This window comes from Bartonella sp. A1379B (genome assembly GCF_002022485.1).
Classification (GTDB): domain Bacteria; phylum Pseudomonadota; class Alphaproteobacteria; order Rhizobiales; family Rhizobiaceae; genus Bartonella; species Bartonella rochalimae.
Map to the genome: position 1 here is coordinate 243,745 of NZ_CP019780.1, position 25,526 is coordinate 269,270.

Here is a 25,526-nt window from a genome sequence, read left to right on the forward strand (position 1 = left end):
GCTCTGCACCGTCTAAAACGTTTGGTATAATTAGATGCATGCAGTGCTTTATGGTAACTGACGTATAATGTTTTTTCATTTTTTATAAAATAGAGATTAAGGGGCTAAAACCATTGTGTCAACTTTAGTGATATTATTTGAATAATTAAGGTATGAAGTAATTTAGGGTATAATGTGACATTTTTCTATATTATCATGTTTTGTATTATCTGGAATCAAAATGTAATAAAATGGAAGGATCATTTTTTATTTTTGTGAAATAAAATTTATCTATGTTTAGATTTTAAAGTGCTATGGTAAAAAAATTAAATTTGAAAGTACATTGATTTTAAAAAGGGAATATATTTATGAGATTCAATTTTAGGGTACTATGTTTGGCCTCAACTTTATTAGTTGGCATACATGCCGGTGTGATAGCTCAAGAAAGCGTAAAGTCTGCAAAAAATGATTTAAGTACTTTGGAGAACGCTGCTGAAAAACCAGTTCCTCTTTCTCATGTAATAGCAGTGATTGATGGGAAAAATATTACGGCCGGGCAGTTAGATGAGCTAGCACTCGAAATAAATCCTAATTTAGTTCGTGTTCCAGATGAAAAACGCCGTGTAACAGTCTTAAAAGCGTATTTAGATATGCAGGCACTTGCTAAAGCAGCACTGCAGAAAGGTCTAGATAAGACAGAAGCCTATGATAAACGTATGGCAATAATGCGTGATAATATTCTTCAGCAACTTTATTTTAAAGAGATGGTTGTTGATAAAATTGCAGATGCTGATGTGAAAGCTCTTTATGATAAGGAAATTGCTGCTTTACCTAAAGAAGATGAAATCAAAGCGCGTCATATTTTAGTCAAAACAAAAGAAGAAGCAGAAAAAGTTATTAAGCGTTTGAATAAAGGTGAAAGCTTTGAGGAAATTGCAAAAAAAGACTCAACAGATGGTTCTTCTGCCGTTGGTGGAGATCTTGGCTATTTTAGTCGCGGTCAGATGGTTAAGCCATTTGAAGAGGCTGCATTTAATTTGAAGGTGGGAGAATATACTAAAAAACCTGTTGAAAGTCCATTTGGTTGGCATGTTATTAAGATAGAGGATCGTCGTTTAAAACAACCTCCTGTCTTTGATGATGTTAAGGATGTATTGCGTACACAGCTTATAAGAGAACATTATCAAACACTTATTACCGATTTACGGGGTAAGATTAATGTAGAGTATCCTGATTCTAATATTGCAAAACACATGCAATCGCTTAATGAAAATGAAGCACCATTTCTAGGTGAAACATCCAATGTAGAGGGTGGGGAATAATTTTTTTATGCTGGGTCATTTTATAAAGCCCAGCACTTTTATTAAAGTATATTCAATTGCATTTATGGAAAAGCATTTAATGGCTGTAAAAATATCGCCTTTTTCACATAAACAACCACCAGAATTTCCACTATTATCCGGTGTGCGGATAGCTACAGCTAAAGCTGGTATTAAGTATAAAGATCGTACAGATCTTCTTTTAATTGTATTTGATAAGCCAGCTAATGTGGCAGGTGTTTTTACACGTTCAAAATGTAGATCTTCTGCTGTAGATCATTGTCGTGCGTCCCTTCTTCATGGGATTGCTAGAGGTCTTGTTGTTAATTCTGGCAATGCCAACGCTTTTACGGGGCACAAAGGTAAGCAGACGACAAATGCAATAGTTCATTCTGCATCTAGTATTTTGAAAGCGAGAGAAGATGAAATTTTTATAGCTTCTACGGGTGTTATTGGTGAGCCAATGGATGAGGCTTGTATTTTAAATCTTTTACCTGATATGGCTTCTACAGCAGAGGAGGGATGCTGGTTAGAAGCTGCGAAAGCTATTATGACAACTGATACGTTTCCAAAACTTGCAACGCGTCAATTTGACTTTGGGGGAGAGCTTGTTACTATTAATGGGATTGCAAAAGGTGCTGGTATGATTGCACCAGATATGGCAACGATGCTTTCTTTTGTGGTAAGCGATGCAGCGATTTCTTCAGATATACTCCAAATGATGTTATCAGAGGCTGTTCAGGAAACTTTTAATTCAATTACTGTTGATAGTGATACTTCGACGTCTGATACATTAATGATCTTCACAACAGGAAAAGCGAAGAGTTGCCTTCCTTGTTTGACAAGCCAATCAGATCCTCGTTATTGGATATTTGTAAAGCACCTGCGTGAGCTTTTGCACGAACTTGCATTACAAGTTGTTTGTGATGGTGAAGGAGCTCGTCATTTAATTGAGGTATCTGTTATTGGTGCTACAACAAATAGTGCTGCTAAGACTATTGCTTTATCAATTGCAAATTCACCACTTGTAAAAACAGCTATTGCAGGCGAAGACGCTAATTGGGGAAGAGTTGTTATGGCGATTGGTAAGGCAGGTGTTGAAGCAGATCGTGATCGATTAAAAATTTGGTTTGGTGAACATCGTTTGGCTGTTAATGGTGAACGTGATCCTCATTATAATGAGAAAGCAGTGAGTGCTTATATGAAAGGTCAACATATTAAAATTTGTGTTGATATTGGTCTTGGAAGCGGAAAAGCAACAATTTGGTCTTGTGACTTAACAAAAGAATATGTTGCGATTAATGGTGATTATAGAAGTTGATTCATAAAATATAAACTCGAATATTTAGTATTTATATACTTTTAAAGAATACTGGATATTTAGTTGTTTATTCTGGAATAGGGCTTTACAATAGCAAGAATGATAGTTATCTATTATTCTTTTGGTCATAGTATGCATATAAAAAATTCACTCCTTCTTGTTGTTGCATGTGCTTTATTAGACCATGATAATCGAGTGTTGCTTGCGCAACGGCCTCAAGGAAAATCGCTAGCTGGTTTATGGGAATTTCCCGGTGGAAAAATTGAAAATGGTGAAACGCCAGAGACATCGTTAATTCGTGAGTTAGCAGAAGAGCTTGGTATTCATGTTCGGCAGGATAATTTATTACCCTTAACATTTGCAAGCCATAATTATGAAACCTTTCACCTGTTAATGCCATTGTATATTTGCCACCGTTATGAGGGCGTTCCAAAAGGACGAGAAGGACAAAATTTAGAATGGGTTTGCATGAGCAGTCTTGATGAATATTCTATGCCTGATGCTGATAAGCCATTGATTCAAGCTCTAAAAAATTTTGTTCTTTAATATTCTGATAAAGAGAAAATATTTATAAACAATGGGAAATTTCTTGTACTAAATATTTTCTGATCAAGGAATCTTAAGTGGTTGTATTTTAAAAGTAAGGCCTTTGAGATAAATTGTTTGATTATTTTTGCACATTTGATTGTGCAGTGTTTTGCGTTGGATTACGAGAGTTATTGTGCGTACATTTATTTTTATTAAGTTACGTTATTTTAGATAAAATAATTATTAGAAATAAATTATTTGTAGATAAAAAATATTTTTAAATTTAAAAAAAATAATACTAGGAATAAATAATGACATTTAGTTTTTTTATTAATTTATTTTTATTTATTGTTTTTTTGTTATGTCTTTTCCATTACAAAAAAATTAAAAAAAATCTTACATTGCAAGTTATACTAGGTCTTATAGTTGGTTTAATTTTTGGTAGTATTTTGCAGATTATTTATAAGGAAGGCAATCCTATTCTATTAGAGTCTGTTGAATGGTTTAACATTGTTGGTGATGGATATATATCGTTATTAAAAATGATTGTTATACCATTGGTTTTTGTTTCTATTGTTTCTGCAGTAGCACATTTACATTCTATTTATGCTGTTGGCAGAATTGGCATAATAACAATTTCAATACTCCTTTTAACGACATCTTTTTCTGCATTGATTGGTATTTTTATTGTTAATTTCTTCGGACTCACTGCAAGTAGTCTAGTACATAAAGGAGAAGATATATCTACTCTTCTTGGAAGCCATATTTCTCAGCTTGAAAATATCAGTATACCAAAGTTGATTTTATCATTTATTCCTCAAAACTTATTCGCTGAGTTAATAGAAACAAAGCCTACATCAATTATTAGCGTTGTTATTTTTTCAGCTTTTTTAGGAGCAGCGGCTATTCTTTTAAAAAAGGATGAACCGGATAAAGGGGAGAAAGTCCTTTTATTGATTCAAATTATGCAGTCTTGGGTTATGCGATTAGTGCATATTATAATTTCTTTAACACCTTATGGTGTTTTTGCTCTAATGACTAAGGTAGGAGCAACTTCAAATGCTGCAGATATTTTAAAATTACTGGTTTTTATTGTTATTTCTTATGTTGGCATTACCCTTATGTTTGCAATTCATGGTATATTACTGAGTATCTCAGGTATTAATCCATTCCGTTTTTTCAAAAAAGTTTTTCCCGTTTTAACATTCGCTTTTAGTAGTCGTTCAAGTGCTGCTAGTATTCCTCTGAATATCGAGGCACAAACTCAATGGATTGGTGTCCCGCAGACAATTGCAAGTTTTGCCGCTTCTTTTGGTGCAACAATTGGTCAAAATGGTTGTGCAGGACTTTATCCAGCAATGCTCGCGACTATGATAGCCCCTTCTGTTGGCATTAACTCTTTCGATCCTCTCTGGATAGCTACCCTTGTTGGTGTTGTAACATTAAGTTCTATTGGTGTTGCTGGTGTTGGAGGAGGAGCCATTTTTGCCGCATTAATTGTTTTACCAATTATGGGACTTCCTGTTACTTTGTTAGCTGTACTCATTTCTGTTGAACCTCTAATTGATATGGGCCGTACGGCTCTTAACGTAAATGGCTCAATGTTAGCTGGAACTATGACAAGTCAGATATTGCATACAACGGATAAAAGCATTTTTGAAGGATGATTTTCATATTGAGATGATCGCTTTTCATGTTTATTTCGATATAATCTCTGTCATTGATTAATAATTTTATTTTCTTATAGAGTAGCTTTTTTCCACAAAATATAATATCTCACAAAGCTACACATTATCACAAATATAGTTTTGTGGTAAATCTGAATTTTTATAACCTTAGGACTACTATCTTAGCTCTTTTATCAATTTTAATGTTTCTGGAAATTTACATACTTTTAAAATTTTGTTATCTTCATAGATGCTAGTTTGGAATAGATCAAGCAATTGCTTTTGTGTGGTAGCTTTTTACTTTAGAAAAACTTACTGAAGTTACCTTCTTTTATATTTCTGAAGTCTTTAGGAACTCTAGTACAATAAAGTTTATAATTATTAGTTATTATTTGATTTCTTCTAGAAGTTCATATTTTGGATTGCAGGTTTTTAGATATAAGATATCTTTTTTTGTATGTAGTAACTTAATGTTTAATGTATTAAATGTTTATAATCTGTGAGCCAAGGAGATACTACTTTTTCTTATTATAATAAACAAATTATAATGCTATATTATAATTGCTCACTTTAATGCCTATTGTAAGATGGTCGTTTCTATCTTGACTTGATAAAAATTGACTACGATTATAAGATTTTGCCATTGGTAAAAGAATATTATTAAAATGGTTTTATCTAGTAAATTTGGATTTCACTTCTAATGTTCACATAGTAGCTGATGCGCATTATAAAATGCTTTTTTATAAGGCTATGATTAAAACTCTAATTTTAATATTATTTTCTGAATTAAGAGTATTTCTCTTTTTCAAAAGAGAGGTCTTTAGTATTGAGCTCTTATATCACACTTGTGGCAAATAAAGCTTTTATTATTAATCAGATTAAAGCGCTTTGTTATTTAAACTAGAAATTTCTAGTCATAAAGCAAGATTTAAATTAATCATTACCTTACTTATTTTAAAATTTGTGATAAAATTGAAATAAGTAAAAATCAAACGATCAATTGCTTTTTTATTAGCTCAACTTAATGATTTATAAAGTAATTTTTTTCTTAAGATTCTGTTGATGATAGAATAGATTTTACCTCAATGATATATCTAAAAAGCCAAAAATAACCTTGATAATTAACAAGGACAATATCTATTTTCAATATTTAAAAAAATGCTAATAAAAACATATCAATTAAAATATGTTTCAATCTTTTTTAGAGATTCTTTAACAAGAGGCTCTTTAATCAAGCTATTAGCTTGTTCAGCATCTAATTCTTTCATAAGAAGCCTATTTATGGCAGAGATTGCTAAATCAACAGCAGTTGAAGAAAGCGTCCGAATTGCATTTGCTTCAGCTTGAGCAATTTTTTGTTCCACTAACCGACTGTGATTTTTTATATATTCCTCTGTTTTTATGCGAGTTTCAGAAAGCATAGCTTCAACTTTATCTTTAGCATCAGCAATTATCTCTTGTGTTTCTTTTTCTATTTCCAAATGTTTACGCTGATATTCAGCAAGCACTTTCTGTGCCTCTTCACGAAGACGAAGAGCTTCATCAAGTTCATCTTTAATGTGTTTGGCACGTGTATCAAGTTTACGTATTATTGCATTGGGAACTTCAAAATAGACTAAAAAAGCCAAAAAAAGAACTAATCCAATAAAAGCCCAAAATGTATCAGTCATTTCCGCAATCCTTAATGACTTACAGCTTTAATAGCTGAACTAATAGATTTCTTACTAATATCAACATCAATTAACTTCTTAATGATTTCAAAAGCAATTTCTTCTGCGATTAAATTAACATTTTGCATTGCTTTGTTTTGAATCTTTTTTATTTTATTTTCAGCATCTTCTAATTCTTTCTCCAAAGCTGCTTCGATTTTTTCTCGCTGGAGCTCAGCTTTTAATTTAATTTCATTATTTGCTACCTGTATTATAGTTTTTGCTTCTAAACGAGCTTCTGCTAATTTCTTTTCGCAAATTTCAATTACAGTATCCGCTTCTTGTTTCATCCGCATTGCCTGATCTAAATCGGAAACAATTCGATCTCTACGTGTTTCAATAACACTACCGATACGTGGTACGATTACACGAGAAATGAAGAGATAAAAAAATCCAAAAGAAATAGCTAACCAAAGAAAATGCGAACCAAAATACACAAAATCGAAAGGTGGAAAGGTACGACTCGCATGCTCCGTAATACTATTAAGCTCTCCCTTACCATCATGACACTCTGGCATTTCAGTATTATCATGATCAAATTCTGTCCCATCATCAAAATGATCTAGCATTTTAGTATCTTCTACATCATTGCTGGCAATTAACATTTTATTTTCCTTCGAAATAATCACTCTGTCTCTATTAAATCAAAGTTTCTGATAAGCAGTAACTTTCTTTTTATTTAAGAACTAAAAATTGTACCTGTTCTCAAATAATTTATAAAACAGACATGCTTTTTTGAAGGTAATTAGACGGCGAAAAGCAGTAAAAGAGCAATAAGCAATGAAAAAATACCTAAAGCTTCTGTAACAGCAAAACCAAATACTAAACGACCAAATTGACTATCTGCTGCTGATGGATTTCGTAAAGCACCAGAAAGGTAGCTTCCAAAAATATTTCCAAGACCTAATGCGGTTCCAGCCATACCAAAGCAAGCAAGACCAGCTCCAATATATTTTGCTGCAAGTACTAATTCCATATCATTCTCCTTTAAAACGAAATTGCATAATTTGACGGAAATCCGTCGGTTTTATTAATGTCCTGGATGGACTGCATCATTAATATACATACAAGTTAGAACTGTAAAAACATAAGCTTGAAGAAAAGCAACCAAAAATTCAAGAGCCGTAATTGCTACAGTCATAGCAAGTGATAAAATTGCACCGCCCAAACCTATGATTCCAACCCCAACCATTGAAACAATGAAGCCAGAAAACACTTTAAGTGTAATATGACCTGCAAGCATATTAGCAAACAGACGAAATGAAAGACTAATAGGACGAGATAAAAAAGAGATAATCTCAATCATTGTAACTAAAGGCAGTACGATCACAGGAACACCACTAGGAACAAAGAGTTTTAAGAAATTTAACCCATGTTTATAAAAACCGTACCCAATTACCGTTAAAATTACCAACATTGCTAACGAAAAAGTAATTACAATCTGAGAAGTAATTGTATAAAAATAAGGGAATAAACCAATAAAATTAGCAATAAGAACAAAAACGAATAACGAAAAAACTAAAGGAAAAAATTGCATTCCCTGTGTACCAGATGATTCTCGCAAAGTTGATGCCACAAATTCATAAAGCATTTCGGAAACAGATTGCATTCGTGTTGGAACTAATCGTCGACTTGATGATGAAATGAAAAGAAATAATGAAGAGAGAATAACTGTCAAAACGATAAAAAATGATACATTTGTAAATGACAAATCCATGTTTCCAATGGAAATATTAATCAATCGTGAAACCTCGAATTGATGTATAGGATCCGGAGCGTGCGATGTCACTTTTAAACCTCTTTATTATCTTCTTTACTTTGTTGCAAAGTCCTACGTTGTTCTAATCGACTGGGAGCAATATATTTTACAGACCGAAGAACACTTAGTATACCAGCAACGAATCCAAGAAAAAGAAAAAATACTAATCCCCATGGTAACGAACCTACTAATTTATCAAACCCAAATCCTAAAACAGCTCCTACGATAATATTTGCCAGAAATTCACTTGACAACTTAACAGCATATGCCATTTTTTTTTTGTTGCTCTTGTCCTCCGACTTTAGACTGCTCTTTCGTTAATATTTTTTTACTGATTAAAGCTAACTCTAAATTCCGACTACGACATTCTAAATCTTCTGAATAAAGAGAAGAGACTCGTTTGTGTTTGCGTCTCTCAACATCCTTTTGTGGCATATCGGGTTCATCGCCCTTCGCCATAATTGGCTCCTTAATCAAAAAAAGGTTAAAATACACTATATTAGACTTTATTTAGCATATTGCTGTCAGATTTATTCGTCAAGTCCTCAAAAGAGCTCTACCACAAAGATTTTTGTATATAAATAAAAACATCTAAAATTTATTTTATTAGGTAGAAAATCAAATAAAACAAATATCATATCTTAAATTTCAACAGATTCACAAACACTTATTTTTGATAATAAGTGATCGAATATCGATTTTTAATTTTATAAAATTAAACAATATGTAAAAGAAAATCACTTCTTTTTTGCTTGTTTTGCAAAAGGATTATCGGATGTTCGCAAAGATAGACGAATTGGTACACCTTGCATATCAAATTTGTCTCGCAGTCCATTAGAAAGATAACGCAAATATGATTGAGGCATTTCTTCTGATTTTGAACAAGAAATAACAAATCCAGGAGGCCGTGTCTTAACTTGTGTTATGTATTTAACCTTAAGTCGACGTCCAGAAACGGCGGGTGGTGGATAATTAATAATCATCGTTTCAAGCCAGCGGTTCAGTTTTCCTGTAGAAATACGACGGTTCCATACACGGTGCATCCTCGTAATATTTTCCATCAATTTATTAATTCCTTGACCATATAGACCTGATAAAGGAACGGCTCTTAAGCCACGCACTTGAGGAAGAAGGCGAGTACATTTTTCATATAAAGTATTTAATGCTTCATGACGATTTTCAATAAGATCCCATTTGTTAAAAGCAATGATAGGAACACGTCCTTCACGAATCACAAGATCAGAAATTTGTAAATCTTGTTTTTCAAAAGATGTCGTTGCATCAAAAACAATTACAACAACTTCCGCGAAACGGATTGCACGTAAGGAATCCACAACAGAAAGTCTTTCTAATTTTTCTTGAACTTTTGATTTTCGACGCAAACCTGCAGTATCAAAAAGTTTAATGCGACGATTATTCCATTCCCAATCTACAGAAATAGAATCGCGAGTAATACCAGCTTCAGGCCCTGTCAGTAAGCGATCTTGTTTCAACATGCTATTAATAAGTGTTGATTTCCCTGTATTTGGACGACCAACAACTGCTATCCGTATGGTTTTTTTTTCATCGTAAACAGGATCTTCTTCTACTGTGTTATCAATATTATCGCTAATAGATGAAATCTGTGCAGTAGTATAAGTTTTTTCTTTTTCTTGCCTCAGATTAAAAACTTTATCTGCACCAATAGCCGCTACAATAGCATCACGAAGGTCAGAAAGACCATGACCATGTTCAGCTGATATTGGGCAAGGTTCACCCAATCCTAATGACCATGCTTCATATTCTCCTGCTATTGCTGTTTTTGACTCAGATTTGTTGGAAACAAGTACGATTGGTTTTCCTGATTTACGAATGAGTGAAGAAAAGTCCAGATCACTTGGTGTTATTCCGCTTTTAGCATCAAGAACAAATAAAATAAGATCTGCTTCATCAATGGCAATTTTTGTCTGAGCACGCATACGTCCTTCAAGTGTATGGTTATCTGCTTCTTCTAACCCTGCTGTATCAATAACATCAAAATGTAGATCCTGAAGCTTAGCTGAGTGGATACGTCGATCACGGGTTACGCCTGGTTGATCATCAACGAGAGCCAACTTTTGTCCAACCAAACGATTAAATAGTGTTGATTTCCCAACATTAGGTCGACCAACTATAGCAATGGTAAGGCTCATCAATTTATTCCTTATTTACCTTTCCACTTGCTTGAATAAGCTCAAGCATAATTTTCGCTCGATCTGTTATTTTAAATCCTAGAGCGTTCTCTTCAACAATTTTTTTGAAATAATAAACTGCCTTTTCCATTTTATTCGCTTTATAAGCAGCTAAGCCTAAGGCTTCTCTTGCAGACATGCGCATAGGATCAATATCATTGGCCATTTCTTTAACACGTTGCATTACATCGTCAAATGTTCCTATATCAATTAAAATATAAGCTGCTCGAATTTTTGCAACTTCCCGTAAAATCTGTGGTGCTTTTTCATCTGCTGCGATCATATCAAACATTTTTACTGATTTAGCATTATCACCTCGTTGCGTCCACAAAGAGGCTTCAAGTAAACCTGCAAGAAAAGGATATCCACCAAAATTAGATTGTTTAACACTTTCTAATTTTTTAATTGCTTCATCGAAATGATGTGCATCAGCTAAATCAAGGCTTGTTATAAATATATCACCAACATTATTGGCTTTATTTATCTGCTGCTGCTGATAAATTTGATAGACAATGATCGTCAAAACAAAAATAATAACTGCACCAATAATCAAAAAACCATAACGTTTCCAAAAATTATAGAATTTTTCTTGACGGAGTTCTTCATTAACTTCATAAATAAAATTATCATGTGTCATATAGTTTGCCTTGAAAAAAATATTCTGCGTTTTTACATAAAATGTATAAAATTAGTAATCTTAATCAACAAAGAATTCTATAATTTGGATTGACAAAATTAGAATGAGTGTCTGTTTTTATCAATTGAATTTTTTAATTATATACTACTTAAAATTTCTGTAAAATTTGTCGATTGATATTACGGTGTTGATGTGCTTGACCTTTATAAAAGCATGAAAAGCTATTTTCAATGACTCATTCAAATACATTGCAGATTATTTAATTCTTTATTATTTTTTGCAATAAATCTGTCATGATAATGACTGAATACACAGGTACGGCGTAAGTTAATCTTATTATCGATAGTTTTTATTGTTTGTAAAAATTTTATACGAATAATTTTATAGAGAATAAATACTTAAATATAGCATTTAGATGAAAATAATCATATTCTGAATATTCAGTTTATATAAGTTTATACAATTTCAATAATATTATCCCATCTCGCTTTTTTTATCTAAGCGGTTTTTTCTACGGCCTACATCTATTATCTAATACATCTATTATCTAAAAAGTATTTTATTGTAGTGGCCACACCCACATTAACATGGGAACAGAGACGACTGCTATTAATATAGCTAATGGGATACCAAAACGTGGATAATCACTAAAACGGTAACCCCCTGGCCCCATTACCAACATATTACATTGATGTCCAATAGGTGTGAGAAAATCACATCCAGCACCTATTGCGACAGCCATTAGGAAAGCTTCAGGTTTATAATGGAGAGAATGCGCAAAGCTTGATGCAATTGGCGCTATTACCATTACTGTAGCTGCATTATTCAAAAATGGTGTCACCAACATTGCTGTAATTAAAATAAGCGCCAATGCTCCAGATGGTGGTAAAAATACAGCTAATTGACTTAACCAATGACCGATTAAATTTGTACATCCTGTTTTTTCTAATGTTTCACTTACTGGAATGAGAGCAGCCAATAATATCAATATTTGACCATCTAGAGTTTGATATAAATTTCGTATCGGAAGGACACGAAAAACAACCATTGCGACGGCTGCTGCAAAGAAAGATAATGCAACTGGAATAATCTGAAAAGCGGTTAAAGCAATTGCTATAAATAAAATAGACAAAGCTGCAAGACTATGTCGTAAATTACCAAACATAATATTACGCTTTGCTAATGGTAGGCATTTTAATTCCCGTAACAAATTTGGAATAACTATATCTTGCCCTTGTAAAACAATTACATCTCCAAGACGGAAAACAATGTCATTAAGCCTTCCTCGAATCCTTTCATGTTGACGGCTTAATGCAAGAATGTTCACATCATAACGCTCAAAAAGTGAAAAATTTTTAGCACTAATGCCGATAAGAGGTGAGTCATGTGAGATAACTGCTTCAATAATATCAATTTCACTGTCTTTATCATTTGTAGGTACAGTGCAGCCATTAAAAAACTCCAAACGGGAAGAATTAATGACAATATCTAAACCTTTATGTGATCCCTCCAATAACACAATGTCTCCTTCAGAAAAAACAAAATCCGGTAAGGGAGAAATAAAGCATTTATTTCTAATAATTTGTAGAACCATAACTTCACCATTTGATGGTTTAACAAGATCAATAATGGTTTTGCCAATAATTGGAGAATAAGCTGGAATATGTACTTCTGAAACATAGTTACGAATATCAATAGCATCATCAAATGATACATTTGGATGTGTACGGATAGGCAGCCGCCAGGAAAAAAACACCAAATACAATACTCCAGAAATAGCAACTACTATGCCAACTGGCATGAAATCAAACATAGTAAAAGGAACTCCTGTCAAACGTTCTTGCATAGCTGAAATAACGATATTAGGAGATGTGCCTATTTGCGTCATAAGACCACCCAATAAAGAGCCAAATGCCATTGGCATTAAAAATACTGATGGTGTAACCTGAGAACGACGAGCAAACTGAAAAGCTATTGGTAGCATGATAGCCAAAGCACCAATATTTTTAACAAATGTTGATAAAAGCATGACAGAGAGAACTAAAAAAGCAAGCTGAAGCCGTATCGATTTCACATCAGGCCATATATGTTGAATAATTAATTCCATCACACCAGAGCGTGATACAGCTGCACTAACTACAAATACACTACCGACAATAATGACAATATCATTACTAAAACCACTAAACGCTTCTTTTGGACTGATAAGACCTACCGTGCAAGCAATCAATAATGTACAAACAGCAACAAGATCATAACGAAATCGATCCCAAATGAAAACAATCATCATGAGACAAATGAGAGAAAAAGCCATTATTTGATCTTCTGTCATGACATTTATCTTTTCCTGTTTTAGCATTATTACAAATACACATATCGTTTTTAACTGTTCCTATCATTAGAAACAAGATCAAACCAAACATGATTGTAATTAATTAAATGGATGATTAAAAATGATCAAAAGATAATATTTGCATATATTTTCTTGTTAATTGTCATAGTTTTTGCAAAAATTAAACTAAAGAAAATTTAGTGATAGTTAATAAAAGTTTATTGAAAGAAATGAAATAATAACTCTACATGGATAAAGTGATAAAAATCGACTGTTGTTTAATGGATGCTATAGCTTCTCTGAATTGTAAGGTAAGTTATCTGTATTTAGTTATGAATGATAAAACTGAAAGAAAAAAGAATGGCCAATTTTAATAGTCAATATCAAAATGACCACAAGAACTGGTCGATGTATGTCATTGGATTTATCTTTATTTTAGTTCTCATATTTGTTGGGGGATTTTATATAACAAAACCCTATCTAGATAGCTTTATAAAAAAACAAATGGTTCGTCATTCTATCTATGCTGAAACATCGGAGGTTAGTATTATAGGAAAAGTTAACTTAACCAATATTATTTTACCAACTCCTACAGGCATATCACTTAAAATTGGTGCTATTTCAGCTCGTCCACCGATTACCTTCATTCCAGGGAGTTTCACACTTTATAATATTGATTTAAAATATGATAATATTCATTTAAAAATACCAAAAATGTTTATTAGTAATGTGTCTTTAAAGGAAAAAGACATCACAATTAAATCTCGTATCTTGCAACCGCTTATGCGTCTTAATGTTGCATCAATTTTTGCACCAGATCTGTTTTTTTTCATAAACAATGGTAATAAATCAACTGAAGAAATAAGCATAAAGAACTTTCAAATTTCTGATTTTAAAAATGGACAAATTCGTTCTATTGGTATCGACAATATAATAACAAACATAAATCTTGCATCAACAGCTGAAAATGATACTCGGCAAATAGGTTTAATCATTAAAAGTGATGCAATGAAAGCCTATAATATCAATGTTGGTTATGCGCACTCTATCATTTTTGGTACAAGTAAAACGAAGAAAAGCAAGACTGTTATTGGATCTATTGTCTTGGATAATATGATAGTCGATCTCTTTCAGGAAAAAGACAAAAATATCTCTTTTTCTCTTGGCAAGTTTAAAACATCTTGTCTGAAAATGAAACCAATGGCTCACTCACCTGAGCAACTTATTAAAACCTATCTTAATGCAAGAAAGGAAAATAATCAGGAAGGTGTAAAAGCAGTGCGGAATTCTGCTCTCTTAAATAGTCTTTCAGCGATAACTTCTATTAATTTGATCATTAATAAAGCAGCAATTGATATGCCACAGCTTAAAACACAACTTGAGTCATTTGAATTAAGACCAAGTCAATGGCAGCAATCTATACCTCAAAAACTTTTAGTGTCTCTGAATGGTCTTTCAATGGTATCTAAAAGAATGGAAAAAAATGATTTAGATTTTCTTAAAAAAATAAATTTTGAATCTTTAAATCTATCAGGAAAAATTGATGCTTCATATAACGAAGAAAAGCGTACACTTTTCCTAGATGCAATGTCTTTTAATATAAAAGATATAGGGTCTGGAAATATATCAGCAAAAATAATAAATATTGATAAAGCATTTTTCTCAGGTCAAAAAGACGCAATGATTTTTTCTACCCAAGATCTTAGTATACCTGAAATTGATTTGCATTATAAAGATGCTGGATTCATTGATAAATTTTTCTCTTATCTTGCACAGAATCTCAACGATAGTGATAATGAGCATAATCTTAAAGAAGAGCTTTATGATTATTTTTATTTAATAGTAACCGAAAGTTTGAAAATGTTATTAAAAGATCATGATGAATATGAAAATATTTCAAAATCTTTTGGGGACTTTGCTAAAAATCCACAAACATTAACAATTAAAATGAGGGCGAAGGATAATAAAGGTTTTACAGCTGTTGATCTTAAAAATATTTTACAAAATGATTTATCAAATATTTTAAATAAAATGAATTTAACTGTAAAAAATAAAGCATCTTTTTAAAACATGTAATTAATTTCAAATCATTGAGGTGTAAATTAAAAAGCTATCGTTTCTCTTTTCATCTTTATATGATATTATCAAAAATATTACGAAAGCAATCTATAAACAAAAATATATATTAGCAAAATTGTTGATATTTGGAGTTGTTTTATGCCTAATTTATCATCCAATCGCTTACCTAATCGTGCTTCTATTGTAACTAAGAGAGCGCTTTTTGCTATTGAAAGTTTTCTCCATATAGAAGCTCTTAGCGGGATTGTTCTGTTAGTTGCGGCGACTGCAGCTCTTATTTTTGCCAATTCTAAATATATTGCTCTTTATGAAGCATTTTGGCATACATCCCTTGGTTTTAATTTTGGTCATTTTAATCTTTCATGGGATCTACATTTCTGGGTCAATGATGTGCTTATGACTGTATTTTTTCTTGTAGCAGGAATGGAAATTCGGCGAGAAATTCACGAAGGAGCTCTTGCAAATTTCAAACAAGCAATTTTGCCAATTGTTGCAGCAATAGGAGGTGTTTGTTTTCCTGCGGTTATTTATCTTAGCTTCAATTTAAATGGTGGACACACTTATGGTTGGGCTGTCCCAACAGCTACTGATATTGCTTTTGCTTTAGGGATTCTTGCTCTTCTTGGAAAAGCTATACCTCCCAATCTTCATATTATTCTTTTATCATTAGCTATTATTGATGATATAATTGCTGTTTTAATCATTGCATTTTTTTATTCAACCAACCTTGATCCTAGTGGTCTAGCCATTGCATCAGCAGGTATTGTATTAGTTTTATTTTTTCAGTGGATCGGATTTGCATCAGCATGGCTTTATATTGTACCAGGTGCAATTATTTGGTGCGGTTTAATGGTAACAGGGGTTCATCCATCACTTTCTGGTGTAATTTTAGGTATGATGACTCCGGTTTTTCCTACTCGTCATTTCGTAGCTCCGCTCACAATGCTCAGTAATGCGGTAAAATCTCTTCAAGAAAAAAATGATGTTAAAGATCTACACTACGTCTCAATGACATTAAAAAAAGTACGCAAAGGACAACGTGATATGATTGCGCCCGTCATTCGTGTTCAAAAAGCCCTACATCCATGGGTAGCATACGGTATAATGCCAATTTTTGCTTTTGCAAATGCTGGCGTTAGCTTTGCAAATTTTGATCTTTCTTCTGATAAATCATTCTTTATTGTTTTCGGTATTATTATTGGCTTACTTGTTGGTAAACCGCTGGGTATTATAACTGCTAGTTATCTTGCTGTAAAATCAGGCCTTTGCCGTCTTCCGCCTCACATGACGTGGGAAGGAATTTTATTGATTGGATTTTTAGCGGGTATTGGTTTTACGATGTCTATCTTTGTTTCAATGCTTGCTTTTAAAGATATTGTGCAGCTTGATTCTGCAAAAATTGGTGTACTTTGTGGGTCTGGTTTATCTGCTTTTCTCGGTCTTGGATATGGCTTCTTTTATATCAAAAAACATAAAAAAAATATATGATAGATTTTAATTAAAGAAAATAATGATACAATTTTAACCAGATCCTTTAAGAGGGGGGTGCTGTATTTAACTGATATATAATTTTCTCATAATCCTAAAAAATATAATAGTTAACTCTCATAAGTGAGAGCACAATTCCACTGCATAGGGTAACAATTAAACTTACAAGCTGTATAAACTTAAAAAATCCCAAGTATGTAAGACATAATAAGAATAAAATTCAATAGCTGCGTTTTTCTTTATTTTGCGAACAATACGCTGAAATTATATTTTAAGATTCATCTTCAGAAGTATATATTTTATAATGTAGAAGGGTAAAGATATAGTAGTTTTCTGTTTTTTTTCAGAGTTAAAAGCTATTGTATTATTATTATTATTATTTTTCTTATAATTTTTTTATTTCTTATTGAAAGAAAATTTTTATTTGAGGTGTAATAATATTAAGTTTAGCTATGCAAATATAAAAGGACTAATGCGTTACCTTATATTTAAGCAAGCTAGTAAAAACAAAGCTGATGTTATGATTAAAATTGTATTTCAATTTAGATAGTGCATATTATTTAAGAATAGAGAGTAAAGTTTTCAAATTTAAGTTTAGCACAACCATTTTTGATATTTTGTATATATGAAGATATTTTACAGGATATCTATGGGGTATTAAGAAGAGAATAATACGTATATTAAGCAGAGAATACATACCTAATTCTGGAGATTTTAAAGAGAAAAAATGCCTATTCTTTATCAAGGTTATAAACACCATGTAATGTTCTAACCGCAAGTTCAGTGTAAGCGCTATCAATCAGAATAGAGATCTTAATCTCTGAAGTAGTGATTGCTTGAATATTAATACCTTTTTCCGCTAAAGCCTTAAATGCTGTAGCAGCAACACCTGCGTGGCTACGCATTCCAATCCCAATAATAGAAATTTTTGCAAGATTACTTTCAGATTGGATAACATCAAATCCAATTTTTTTACGATTTTTTTCGAGAAGTCTAACCGCTCTTTCTACATCTGCGGATGGTACTGTAAAAGTCATATCAGTTTTTGAACCATCTTCAGAAATATTTTGTACAATCATATCAACATTAATATGCTCTTCAGCTAAAGGACAGAAAATTGCTGCAGAGATACCTGGACGATCTGCAAGTCGGCGTAACGAAATTTGTGCCTCATCTTTGGCAAAGGCAATACCAGTAACAGTTTGTTGTTCCACAATTTCATCCTCACTACAAATAAGTGTTCCAAGGGGGGTAATTGGATTGTCCATGCTAAGAGCATGAGGATCCTCAAAACTTGAGCGCACAAAAATCCGAACTTTATGAACCATAGCTAGTTCAACAGAACGGACCTGCAAAACTTTTGCTCCAAGAGAAGCCATTTCAAGCATTTCTTCAAAGGCTATTTTGGGTAAACGACGTGCTTTAGGTTCAATACGGGGATCGGTTGTATAGACACCATCTACGTCCGTATAAATATCACAACGATCAGCTTTTAACGCGGCTGCCATCGCAACGGCACTTGTATCTGATCCGCCACGCCCTAATGTAGAAATCCGATTATCTGGAGCTAAACCCTGAAAACCGGCTATTACTGCTACTTTACCTTCCTGAAAATGCTGTATCAAAGAAGATCCATCAATATTTGTAATTCGTGCGCTACCATGAGTATTATCAGTATGAATAGGAATTTGCCAACCAAGCCATGAACGCGCGTTTATTCCCATTGACTGAAGTGTAATAGCCAATAAACCAGCTGTTATCTGTTCACCAGAAGAAACAACGACATCATATTCATAAGCATCATTCAATGGTGCAGCATCACGCGTCCATTGCACAAGTTTATTGGTTGTACCAGCCATTGCTGATACCACCACTGCAACCTCATTACCTGCATCTACTTCCCTTTTAACATGTTGTGCAACATTATGAATACATTCAATGTTTGCAACAGATGTTCCACCAAATTTCATGACAATACGCATTATTTATGACACTCTTACGATTTTTATTTTAGGTACCAATGGGAGTAAAGCTTTATGCTATATTAAGTTTCCATTTTGACATAACCAATATCTATCATTTTCACAAGTCTGATATGTTTATGTAAATTTATGCTTGACTTTAGAAAAAATTCACATGACTTGATAAATCAAGTAAAAGGAGAGCTATATGATAAACGAAACGCCTACAACGATTGATCAGAATGAAATTGATCATTTTTCGCGTATTGCTGCTGAGTGGTGGGATCCACAGGGAAAATTTCGATCACTTCACAATTTCAATCCAACACGCCTTGCTTATATAAAAGAAAAAATCTGTTTGGCATTTAATCGTAATCCTGTTTCGCTTACGCCTTTTGAAGGTTTGAAAATTCTTGATATCGGTTGTGGAGGTGGTTTGTTATGCGAGCCAATGGCACGTCTTGGAGCTACTGTTATAGGAGCTGATGCTGCGCAAACAAATATTGAAGTCGCAAAAATCCACGCTATTCAAAGTGGTCTTTCCATTAATTATCGCACTACTACTGCAGAAGCTCTTGCAAATGAAGGTGAACAATTTGACGTAATTCTTAATATGGAGGTTGTTGAACATGTTGTGAATGTTGATTTTTTTATAGAGGCTACGGCTAAGATGCTTAAACCACAAGGACTCATGTTTATTGCAACACTAAATCGCACATGGAAAGCATGGGGGCTTGCTATTGTAGCTGCTGAATATATTTTAAAATGGCTTCCAAAGGGGACACATGACTATAAAAAATTTTTAAAACCTCATGAGCTTAAAAAAATATTGTGCAAAAATTCCTTATCTATTATTGATGAAATCGGGATTACTTATAATCCATTAACTGATAGCTGGAATCGCTCATGTGATATGGATGTTAATTATATACTTCTTGCAAAACGGTTTTAATAAACACATCACAGAAAATAATTATTGAGCATCTTTCAGAAGAGAATCAAGCTTGCCTTCAGTATCTAAAGCATAAAGGTCATCACACCCCCCAACATGATAGTCTCCTATAAAAATTTGCGGAAATGTATTACGGCCATTGGCTCGTTGCACCATTTGTTGACGAAGAGAAGTTGATGCATCAATATCAGTGTATTTTACTCCTTTTTGATCAAGCAAAGCCCGTGCTTTTATGCAATAAGGGCAGTTAGGACGTGTATAAAGTGTAATTTCTCTCATGATACTCTCCAAATTTCTATATAGATATACTTTAAATAGATTTTCAAAAATAAGGCAAAGAAAAATTATTTTTTAAGACACGCGAAAATGTTAATACATTAACCTGTCGTGCACCTGCATGTTTTAATGTTTTAGTTGCTGTAGTAACTGTCACACCTGTTGTCAAAACATCATCAATAAGCAAAATAGAGCGTCCCTCCAAATACTTTTTAACTTCATTAGGTACTTTAAAAGCATTCTGCACATTCATTTTGCGTTCTTTGGCGGATAAACCAACTTGTGGGCGTGTGTAACGATAACGCACAAGCCAGCCAGGTTTAAAAGGTTTTTTCTTTTTTTCTGCAATGTAACGAGCAAGCTCAGCAGATTGGTTATAACGTCTCACGAAAAAACGACGAAAATGTAAAGGGATAGGAATAATAAAATCACAATCATTTATAATTTCATGTCCAGCAAATATCATCCAGTTTGCCATAAAAGGTGCTAATTCCAAACGGTCACCATATTTCAATCGTGTTGTTAAAACTCGTGCTAAACCTTTATGAACAACAGCTGAGCGTAAAGACGAAAAGGGAGGAGGATTCTGAATAGCTTCACCGCTAAGAAATCCTTCTCCCATATCATATGCAAAAGGAGTTCCCATAACAGGACAATAAGGTTTTGTGATGAACTGAAGATCTTTCCAGCAATCAGAACAAATAGTTCCATAAGCGGAAACAATTTTTGCACATCCATGACAAGTTGGTGGATACAAAATTTTTATTAGGCGCTTGATTAATTTATTCAATATATCACCATTAATCAAAAAAATGTCTTTAAAACACTGTAAATAAGCTATCAAATTACTATAATAATGTGCAGAATTTATTTCATATTTTAGAAGAATAAAATTTAATTTTTAACTATTCTTCTCTTTTATAAAATCTTTTTTTTTCTTTTTGTATTATGCAATTGATATAGTATGTATGAAATAATCCTATTTTAAATCTTATCATGCCATAAATTAATCGTGCTATAAAATATGTCTCATCCTTTGATTTTTGATTACAATTGTATGGAACAATTTCGTCAACGTGCTTTCAAAAGAGCAAAAAAAGGACATGATTTTTTACTTTCTTATGTGGTTGATGATCTCTACAAACGTCTAGATGCTGTGAATCGTAATTTTTCATTAGCTTTAGATTTACATGGTCATACAGGTCTTGCGGTAACAATTTTAAAAAAATTGGGTAAAATTGGTTCTATAGAACGTGTTGAAACCAATATGCTTTACCAAAATTACGACAATCCATTTCATTTGCGTCATCGAGAATTTCTTGATTTTCCTCAACATTATTGTGATCTTATTGTTTCACTTCTTTCTCTGCAGTTAACCAATGATACTCCAGGAGTTCTCAGCCAAATAAAAAATATCCTTAAGCCAGATGGTCTATTTCTCGCTGTTATGGCTGGAGCTGGTACGTTAAATGAGTTGCGTGAAAGTTTGCTACAAGCTGAAAATGAAATTTACGGTGGTGTTAGTCCAAGAATTTATCCTTTTGCAGATATTCGTGATGCAGGATCTCTCTTACAGCGTGCAGGTTTTGCTATGCCCGTAGTAGATGTTGAAGATGTCATTATACGCTACAATACGATGTTTGATCTTATGTCTGATCTTAGAGCTATGGGAATGCAAAATGCACTTATTAGTCGTTCTCGACGTTTTGTATCTAAGCGATTTTTCTTTCTCGCTAACGAAATTTATGCAAAAAAATTCAGTGACTCCGATGGTCGTATTCGTGCGAGTTTCTCTTTTCTTTGGCTTTCTGGTTGGGCTCCTGACCAAAAACAACAAAAGCCTATACCTCCAGGATCAGCTCAAATATCTCTTGTAGACTTTTTTAAAAAATAACATGCTAATGTATAAAAATAGTCCATCATGTATTATGTTAAATTAAAGTTGAAAAAAGAATATTTGCTTATTTTAAGACAAGAAAAACTATTTATTCGCATATCATTAAAGAAATTGATGAGAGAATAAAATTGTTTGAGCAATTATATTATAGCTTTTCATTTAAGATATTTAGTGCAAAAAGCACTAAAAATAAAAGAGATGCATCATGATTTTTTCATCGAGAAGTGCATTATATTTTAGACTGTAATTTCGAGAAATCTCCAACATTTTGTGTAACTATCCGAATACGGTCAAGAAGAGCAAGACGATTAGCTCGAATATTGATATTATCATCATTTACAAATACTTTTTCAAAGAATGCGTTAATAGGCTTTTTGAGGAGTGCTAAACTGTTCAGTGCAGATGATAATTCTGTTATATGAATATGATTAGCAATCTTTTTTTCTGTTTCAAGCATTGCTTGATAAAGCTGTTTTTCTTCTGTTTCAATAAAAAGCTCAGGTTTAATTTTGTTTATTATTGTCGTTCCTTTTTTGGTTTCGTTTTCAAGAATATTAATGGCACGTTTTATTGCAATTAAAAGGCTGTCTCCATCGTTGGAGTTGATAAAGAAAGTGAGTGCTTCAACTCGACGTGTAATTAATAAAATATCATCGGCGTCTTTTGTTAAAACGGCCTCAATAATATCATGACGTGCCCCTTCATCTTTGAGATAACCTTTTAGTCGTTCATGAAAGAATGCTAACAAGTCGAGTACAATATTTTCTTTTTTTTCTACAGGCATGTTTTGAAGGTGTGCGCTTTCTGTTTCAGATGTTGCATACTTAACTCTTTGTTGTAATAAAAAATTCATTGCCTGATAGAAAAGCGGTATAAGTCTTATTTTCAAATCATTTGAAAGCATAAGTTTGATAACTCCTAACGCTGCTCGTCTTAATGCGTAGGGGTCTTTTGAGCTTGTTGCTTTTTCATTAATGAACCAAAAACCAATGAGTGTATCAATTTTATCCGCTAATGCGACTGTTACCGCAATAGATTCAGTTGGAATACGATCTTTAGGTCCTAAAGGCTTATAATGGTCTTCAATAGCTTCAGCTACAAGAGGATTTTCTCCTTGAAGTAATGCGTATTTTCGTCCTATCAATCCTTGTAGTTCAGGGAATTCACCAATAATTTCCGTTTGTAAATCAGCTTTTGCTAATACTGCTGCACGTTTAGCTAATATAGAATCTGCTTGTACTAAGGGTGCAATTATTTGTGTTAAAGCAGCAATTCTTTCTATTCTTGCGCCTTGTGTTCCTAATTTAGCATGGAAAGTAACATTTAAATAGTCAAGGTGTGCTACTCGCTGATCAAGAGGTTTATTTAAGTCAAGATCAAGCTTTTTAGCTGAAGATTCTAAATGTATAGTGTTAGGTAAATTACACTGATCTGTTTCCCAAAAATAGAGCGCATCAGAAAGACGAGCATGTACAACCTTACTATTTCCCTTAGAAATTTCTATTCCTTTGTCACTGGCGAGGATATTAGCAACGAGAATGAAATAGTTAGAGAGTTTGCTCTTTTCACCTCGTTTGCGTGTTACAAAGCATTTTTGATGCGTTTGAATAGTCAAGCGAATAATTTCTGGAGGAATACTGAGAAAAGTTTTGTCAAAAGTGCCCATGAGGACAACAGGCCATTCAACGAGTCCTGAAACTTCTTCTAAAAGAGCCTTATCTTCAACTAGTTCCAAGCCATTTGCAAAGCAAAGATTTTGAATATCTGCTAGAATAATGTCTTTTCGTCTCTCTGCATCTAAAATAACTTTATGGTTTTCAAGTTGTGAGACATAGTCATCAAAACGGCGTACTTGGATAGGTTTTCCATTACTTAAGAAACGATGACCATAGGTTAAATTATTACTTTTGAGGGAACCAACTGTAAATGGAATAATTTTTGTTTCACCTATTGCTGATCCCAAAACACACAGAATGTTTTGTAAAGAGCGTATCCATCTTAAGGAGCCATTTTTTGCTGACTCTTGTCCCCAACGCATCGATTTTGGCCATGGAAAATTATAAATAATATCAGGTAAAATATCTGCAATAATTTCTTCGGCTAAACGACCTTTTTTAGTTGTTTTAGCGATATAAAAGTTACCTTTTTTATCATCATGTGCAATGTGCACTTTGGAAATATCATTTAGACCTGTAGCACGTAAAAAAGCATCAATAACTTGTTGTGGTGATTGTACATTAGGTCCTTTACGTTCTTCATGAACATCTGGCGAGCTTTTAGAAAGACCACGTATATTTAATGTTAATCGACGAGGAGTCCAATATTCACAGGCTGCTTTATAAGTTAAGCCTGCATTAATAAGTTTATCTGTGACACATTTTTTAAGATCAGAAGCAGCTTTGTGTTGCATTTGAGCAGGGATTTCTTCACTAAAAAGCTCAAGCAGGAGATCAGGCATTATACATCTCCATTTGTGGTTATATTACCAGCTTCTGTTAATAAAAAGGCTTCACCGCAGCGGCGTGCAAGATCACGAACACGAAGAATATAATTTTGTCGTTCAGTGACGGAAATAACACCACGTGCCTGTAAGAGATTAAAAATATGGCTTGCTTTAATACATTGATCATAAGCTGGAAAGACGCATAAGTGGAAGTTATTTTCTTTATTAGGTTTTCCAGCATCAAGAAGTGCGATACATTCACGTTCTGCGTCAATAAAATGTTGTTGCAAAAGATCAATATTAGCAAATTCAAAATTATAATGTGAATATTCTTGTTCGGCCTGTAAAAAAATATCACCATAACTTATTCGATCTGCACCATCTAAGCCATTAAAGTTAAGATTGTAAACATTACTGACATCTTGAATATACATTGCTAATCGCTCAAGCCCATAAGTGATTTCTCCTGAGACTGGAGCACATTCAATGCCACATACTTGTTGAAAATAAGTGAATTGAGAAACTTCCATTCCATCGCACCAGCATTCCCATCCAAGCCCCCAAGCACCAAGTGTTGGACTTTCCCAATCGTCTTCAACAAAACGTATGTCATGAAGTTTTGTGTCAAGGCCAATAGCTTGTAGAGAGCCAATGTAAAGCTCTTGTAAATTGGGAGGAGAGGGTTTGAGAAGCACTTGAAATTGGTAATAATGTTGCAGACGATTAGGATTTGTACCATATCGGCCATCTGTTGGACGTCGGGTAGGTTGGACATAAGCTGCTTTCCAAGGACGTGGGCCTAATGAACGTAGTGTTGTCGCTGGATGAAATGTTCCAGCTCCTACTTCCATATCGTAAGGTTGCAAAATTGCACATCCATGTTGAGCCCAGTAATTTTGCAGACTTAGAATAAGTCCTTGAAAAGAACGCTTGGGATTTAAGTTTGAGGGTAGATTCACTCTTTGAATA

The 25,526-nt window shown here is 33.3% G+C and carries 22 protein-coding genes; 8 read left to right on the forward strand and 14 right to left on the reverse strand.

Annotation, left to right across the window (positions count from 1 at the left end; all coding sequences use genetic code 11):
• The first annotated feature begins 347 nt into the window (after positions 1-347).
• The 4 genes from BA1379B_RS00995 (at position 348) to BA1379B_RS01010 (ending at position 4,814) form a co-directional block, all read left to right on the forward strand.
• On the forward strand, positions 348-1,301 hold the full coding sequence (locus BA1379B_RS00995; protein WP_035006265.1) for a peptidylprolyl isomerase: 954 nt from the start codon (positions 348-350) through the stop codon (positions 1,299-1,301).
• A gap of 79 nt (positions 1,302-1,380) precedes the next feature.
• A complete protein-coding gene (argJ, locus tag BA1379B_RS01000; protein WP_078673590.1) occupies positions 1,381-2,619 on the forward strand; it encodes a bifunctional glutamate N-acetyltransferase/amino-acid acetyltransferase ArgJ in 1,239 nt (412 codons plus the stop codon).
• A gap of 132 nt (positions 2,620-2,751) precedes the next feature.
• The gene (gene mutT / locus BA1379B_RS01005; protein ID WP_035006710.1) at positions 2,752-3,165 is read left to right on the forward strand and encodes an 8-oxo-dGTP diphosphatase MutT; all 414 of its coding nucleotides are present in this window, start codon (positions 2,752-2,754) and stop codon (positions 3,163-3,165) included.
• 293 nt (positions 3,166-3,458) lie between these two features.
• Entirely contained in the window at positions 3,459-4,814 is a 1,356-nt protein-coding gene (locus BA1379B_RS01010; RefSeq protein WP_078692299.1) for a cation:dicarboxylate symporter family transporter, read from the forward strand.
• A 1,175-nt stretch (positions 4,815-5,989) separates the two neighbouring features.
• Here BA1379B_RS01010 and BA1379B_RS01015 read toward each other — a convergent pair.
• From BA1379B_RS01015 to BA1379B_RS01050, 9 genes are all read right to left on the reverse strand, one after another.
• Complete coding sequence (locus BA1379B_RS01015; RefSeq protein WP_078673592.1) at positions 5,990-6,484, reverse strand: F0F1 ATP synthase subunit B; 495 nt, start codon at positions 6,482-6,484, stop codon at positions 5,990-5,992.
• Positions 6,485-6,495: 11 nt separating this feature from the next.
• Complete coding sequence (locus BA1379B_RS01020; RefSeq protein ID WP_035006708.1) at positions 6,496-7,041, reverse strand: F0F1 ATP synthase subunit B; 546 nt, start codon at positions 7,039-7,041, stop codon at positions 6,496-6,498.
• Positions 7,042-7,268: 227 nt separating this feature from the next.
• Positions 7,269-7,499 carry a F0F1 ATP synthase subunit C gene (locus tag BA1379B_RS01025; RefSeq protein WP_006589457.1) on the reverse strand — a complete coding sequence of 77 codons (231 nt, stop codon included), beginning with the start codon at positions 7,497-7,499 and terminating at the stop codon, positions 7,269-7,271.
• 54 nt (positions 7,500-7,553) lie between these two features.
• On the reverse strand, positions 7,554-8,312 hold the full coding sequence (locus BA1379B_RS01030; RefSeq protein ID WP_035006259.1) for a F0F1 ATP synthase subunit A: 759 nt from the start codon (positions 8,310-8,312) through the stop codon (positions 7,554-7,556).
• Positions 8,313-8,314: 2 nt separating this feature from the next.
• On the reverse strand, positions 8,315-8,554 hold the full coding sequence (locus tag BA1379B_RS07105; RefSeq protein ID WP_335617748.1) for an AtpZ/AtpI family protein: 240 nt from the start codon (positions 8,552-8,554) through the stop codon (positions 8,315-8,317).
• Positions 8,538-8,741 (reverse strand): hypothetical protein, encoded by a 204-nt coding sequence (locus BA1379B_RS07110; protein ID WP_335617749.1) that lies wholly within the window; start codon positions 8,739-8,741, stop codon positions 8,538-8,540. The genes BA1379B_RS07105 and BA1379B_RS07110 overlap by 17 nt, the downstream gene beginning before the upstream one ends.
• A gap of 278 nt (positions 8,742-9,019) precedes the next feature.
• Positions 9,020-10,453 carry a ribosome biogenesis GTPase Der gene (der, locus tag BA1379B_RS01040; RefSeq protein ID WP_078673595.1) on the reverse strand — a complete coding sequence of 478 codons (1,434 nt, stop codon included), beginning with the start codon at positions 10,451-10,453 and terminating at the stop codon, positions 9,020-9,022.
• A gap of 4 nt (positions 10,454-10,457) precedes the next feature.
• Positions 10,458-11,129, reverse strand: a complete 672-nt coding sequence (locus tag BA1379B_RS01045) for a DUF2659 family protein (RefSeq protein ID WP_078673596.1) — start codon at positions 11,127-11,129, stop codon at positions 10,458-10,460.
• A gap of 559 nt (positions 11,130-11,688) precedes the next feature.
• A complete protein-coding gene (locus BA1379B_RS01050; RefSeq protein ID WP_078673597.1) occupies positions 11,689-13,461 on the reverse strand; it encodes an SLC13 family permease in 1,773 nt (590 codons plus the stop codon).
• A gap of 360 nt (positions 13,462-13,821) precedes the next feature.
• Between BA1379B_RS01050 and BA1379B_RS01055 the strand changes: the two genes are divergently transcribed.
• Both BA1379B_RS01055 and nhaA read left to right on the forward strand, forming a co-directional pair.
• A complete protein-coding gene (locus BA1379B_RS01055) occupies positions 13,822-15,528 on the forward strand; it encodes a hypothetical protein (protein WP_078674139.1) in 1,707 nt (568 codons plus the stop codon).
• A 150-nt stretch (positions 15,529-15,678) separates the two neighbouring features.
• A complete protein-coding gene (nhaA, locus tag BA1379B_RS01060; RefSeq protein ID WP_078673599.1) occupies positions 15,679-17,028 on the forward strand; it encodes a Na+/H+ antiporter NhaA in 1,350 nt (449 codons plus the stop codon).
• Between the two features lie 731 nt (positions 17,029-17,759).
• Here the strand turns inward: nhaA and BA1379B_RS01065 are convergent.
• The gene (locus BA1379B_RS01065; RefSeq protein ID WP_078673600.1) at positions 17,760-19,013 is read right to left on the reverse strand and encodes an aspartate kinase; all 1,254 of its coding nucleotides are present in this window, start codon (positions 19,011-19,013) and stop codon (positions 17,760-17,762) included.
• Positions 19,014-19,197: 184 nt separating this feature from the next.
• Between BA1379B_RS01065 and ubiG the strand changes: the two genes are divergently transcribed.
• Complete coding sequence (ubiG, locus tag BA1379B_RS01070; RefSeq protein ID WP_035006249.1) at positions 19,198-19,941, forward strand: bifunctional 2-polyprenyl-6-hydroxyphenol methylase/3-demethylubiquinol 3-O-methyltransferase UbiG; 744 nt, start codon at positions 19,198-19,200, stop codon at positions 19,939-19,941.
• 21 nt (positions 19,942-19,962) lie between these two features.
• Here the strand turns inward: ubiG and grxC are convergent, their stop codons facing one another.
• Together grxC and BA1379B_RS01080 are read right to left on the reverse strand one after the other, a co-directional pair.
• On the reverse strand, positions 19,963-20,220 hold the full coding sequence (gene grxC, locus BA1379B_RS01075) for a glutaredoxin 3 (protein ID WP_035006247.1): 258 nt from the start codon (positions 20,218-20,220) through the stop codon (positions 19,963-19,965).
• Between the two features lie 43 nt (positions 20,221-20,263).
• Positions 20,264-21,007, reverse strand: a complete 744-nt coding sequence (locus tag BA1379B_RS01080; protein ID WP_235692190.1) for a ComF family protein — start codon at positions 21,005-21,007, stop codon at positions 20,264-20,266.
• Positions 21,008-21,241: 234 nt separating this feature from the next.
• Between BA1379B_RS01080 and BA1379B_RS01085 the strand changes: the two genes are divergently transcribed.
• A complete protein-coding gene (locus tag BA1379B_RS01085; protein ID WP_078692300.1) occupies positions 21,242-22,111 on the forward strand; it encodes a methyltransferase domain-containing protein in 870 nt (289 codons plus the stop codon).
• A gap of 232 nt (positions 22,112-22,343) precedes the next feature.
• On the opposite strand, the gene glyS is transcribed toward BA1379B_RS01085, so the two are convergent.
• Together glyS and BA1379B_RS01095 are read right to left on the reverse strand one after the other, a co-directional pair.
• Positions 22,344-24,572: a glycine--tRNA ligase subunit beta gene (gene glyS / locus BA1379B_RS01090; RefSeq protein ID WP_078692301.1), complete on the reverse strand. Its 2,229-nt coding sequence runs from the start codon at positions 24,570-24,572 to the stop codon at positions 22,344-22,346.
• The gene (locus BA1379B_RS01095) at positions 24,572-25,516 is read right to left on the reverse strand and encodes a glycine--tRNA ligase subunit alpha (protein ID WP_078673605.1); all 945 of its coding nucleotides are present in this window, start codon (positions 25,514-25,516) and stop codon (positions 24,572-24,574) included. Before BA1379B_RS01095 ends, glyS begins: the two co-directional genes overlap by 1 nt.
• Positions 25,517-25,526: the final 10 nt, after the last annotated feature.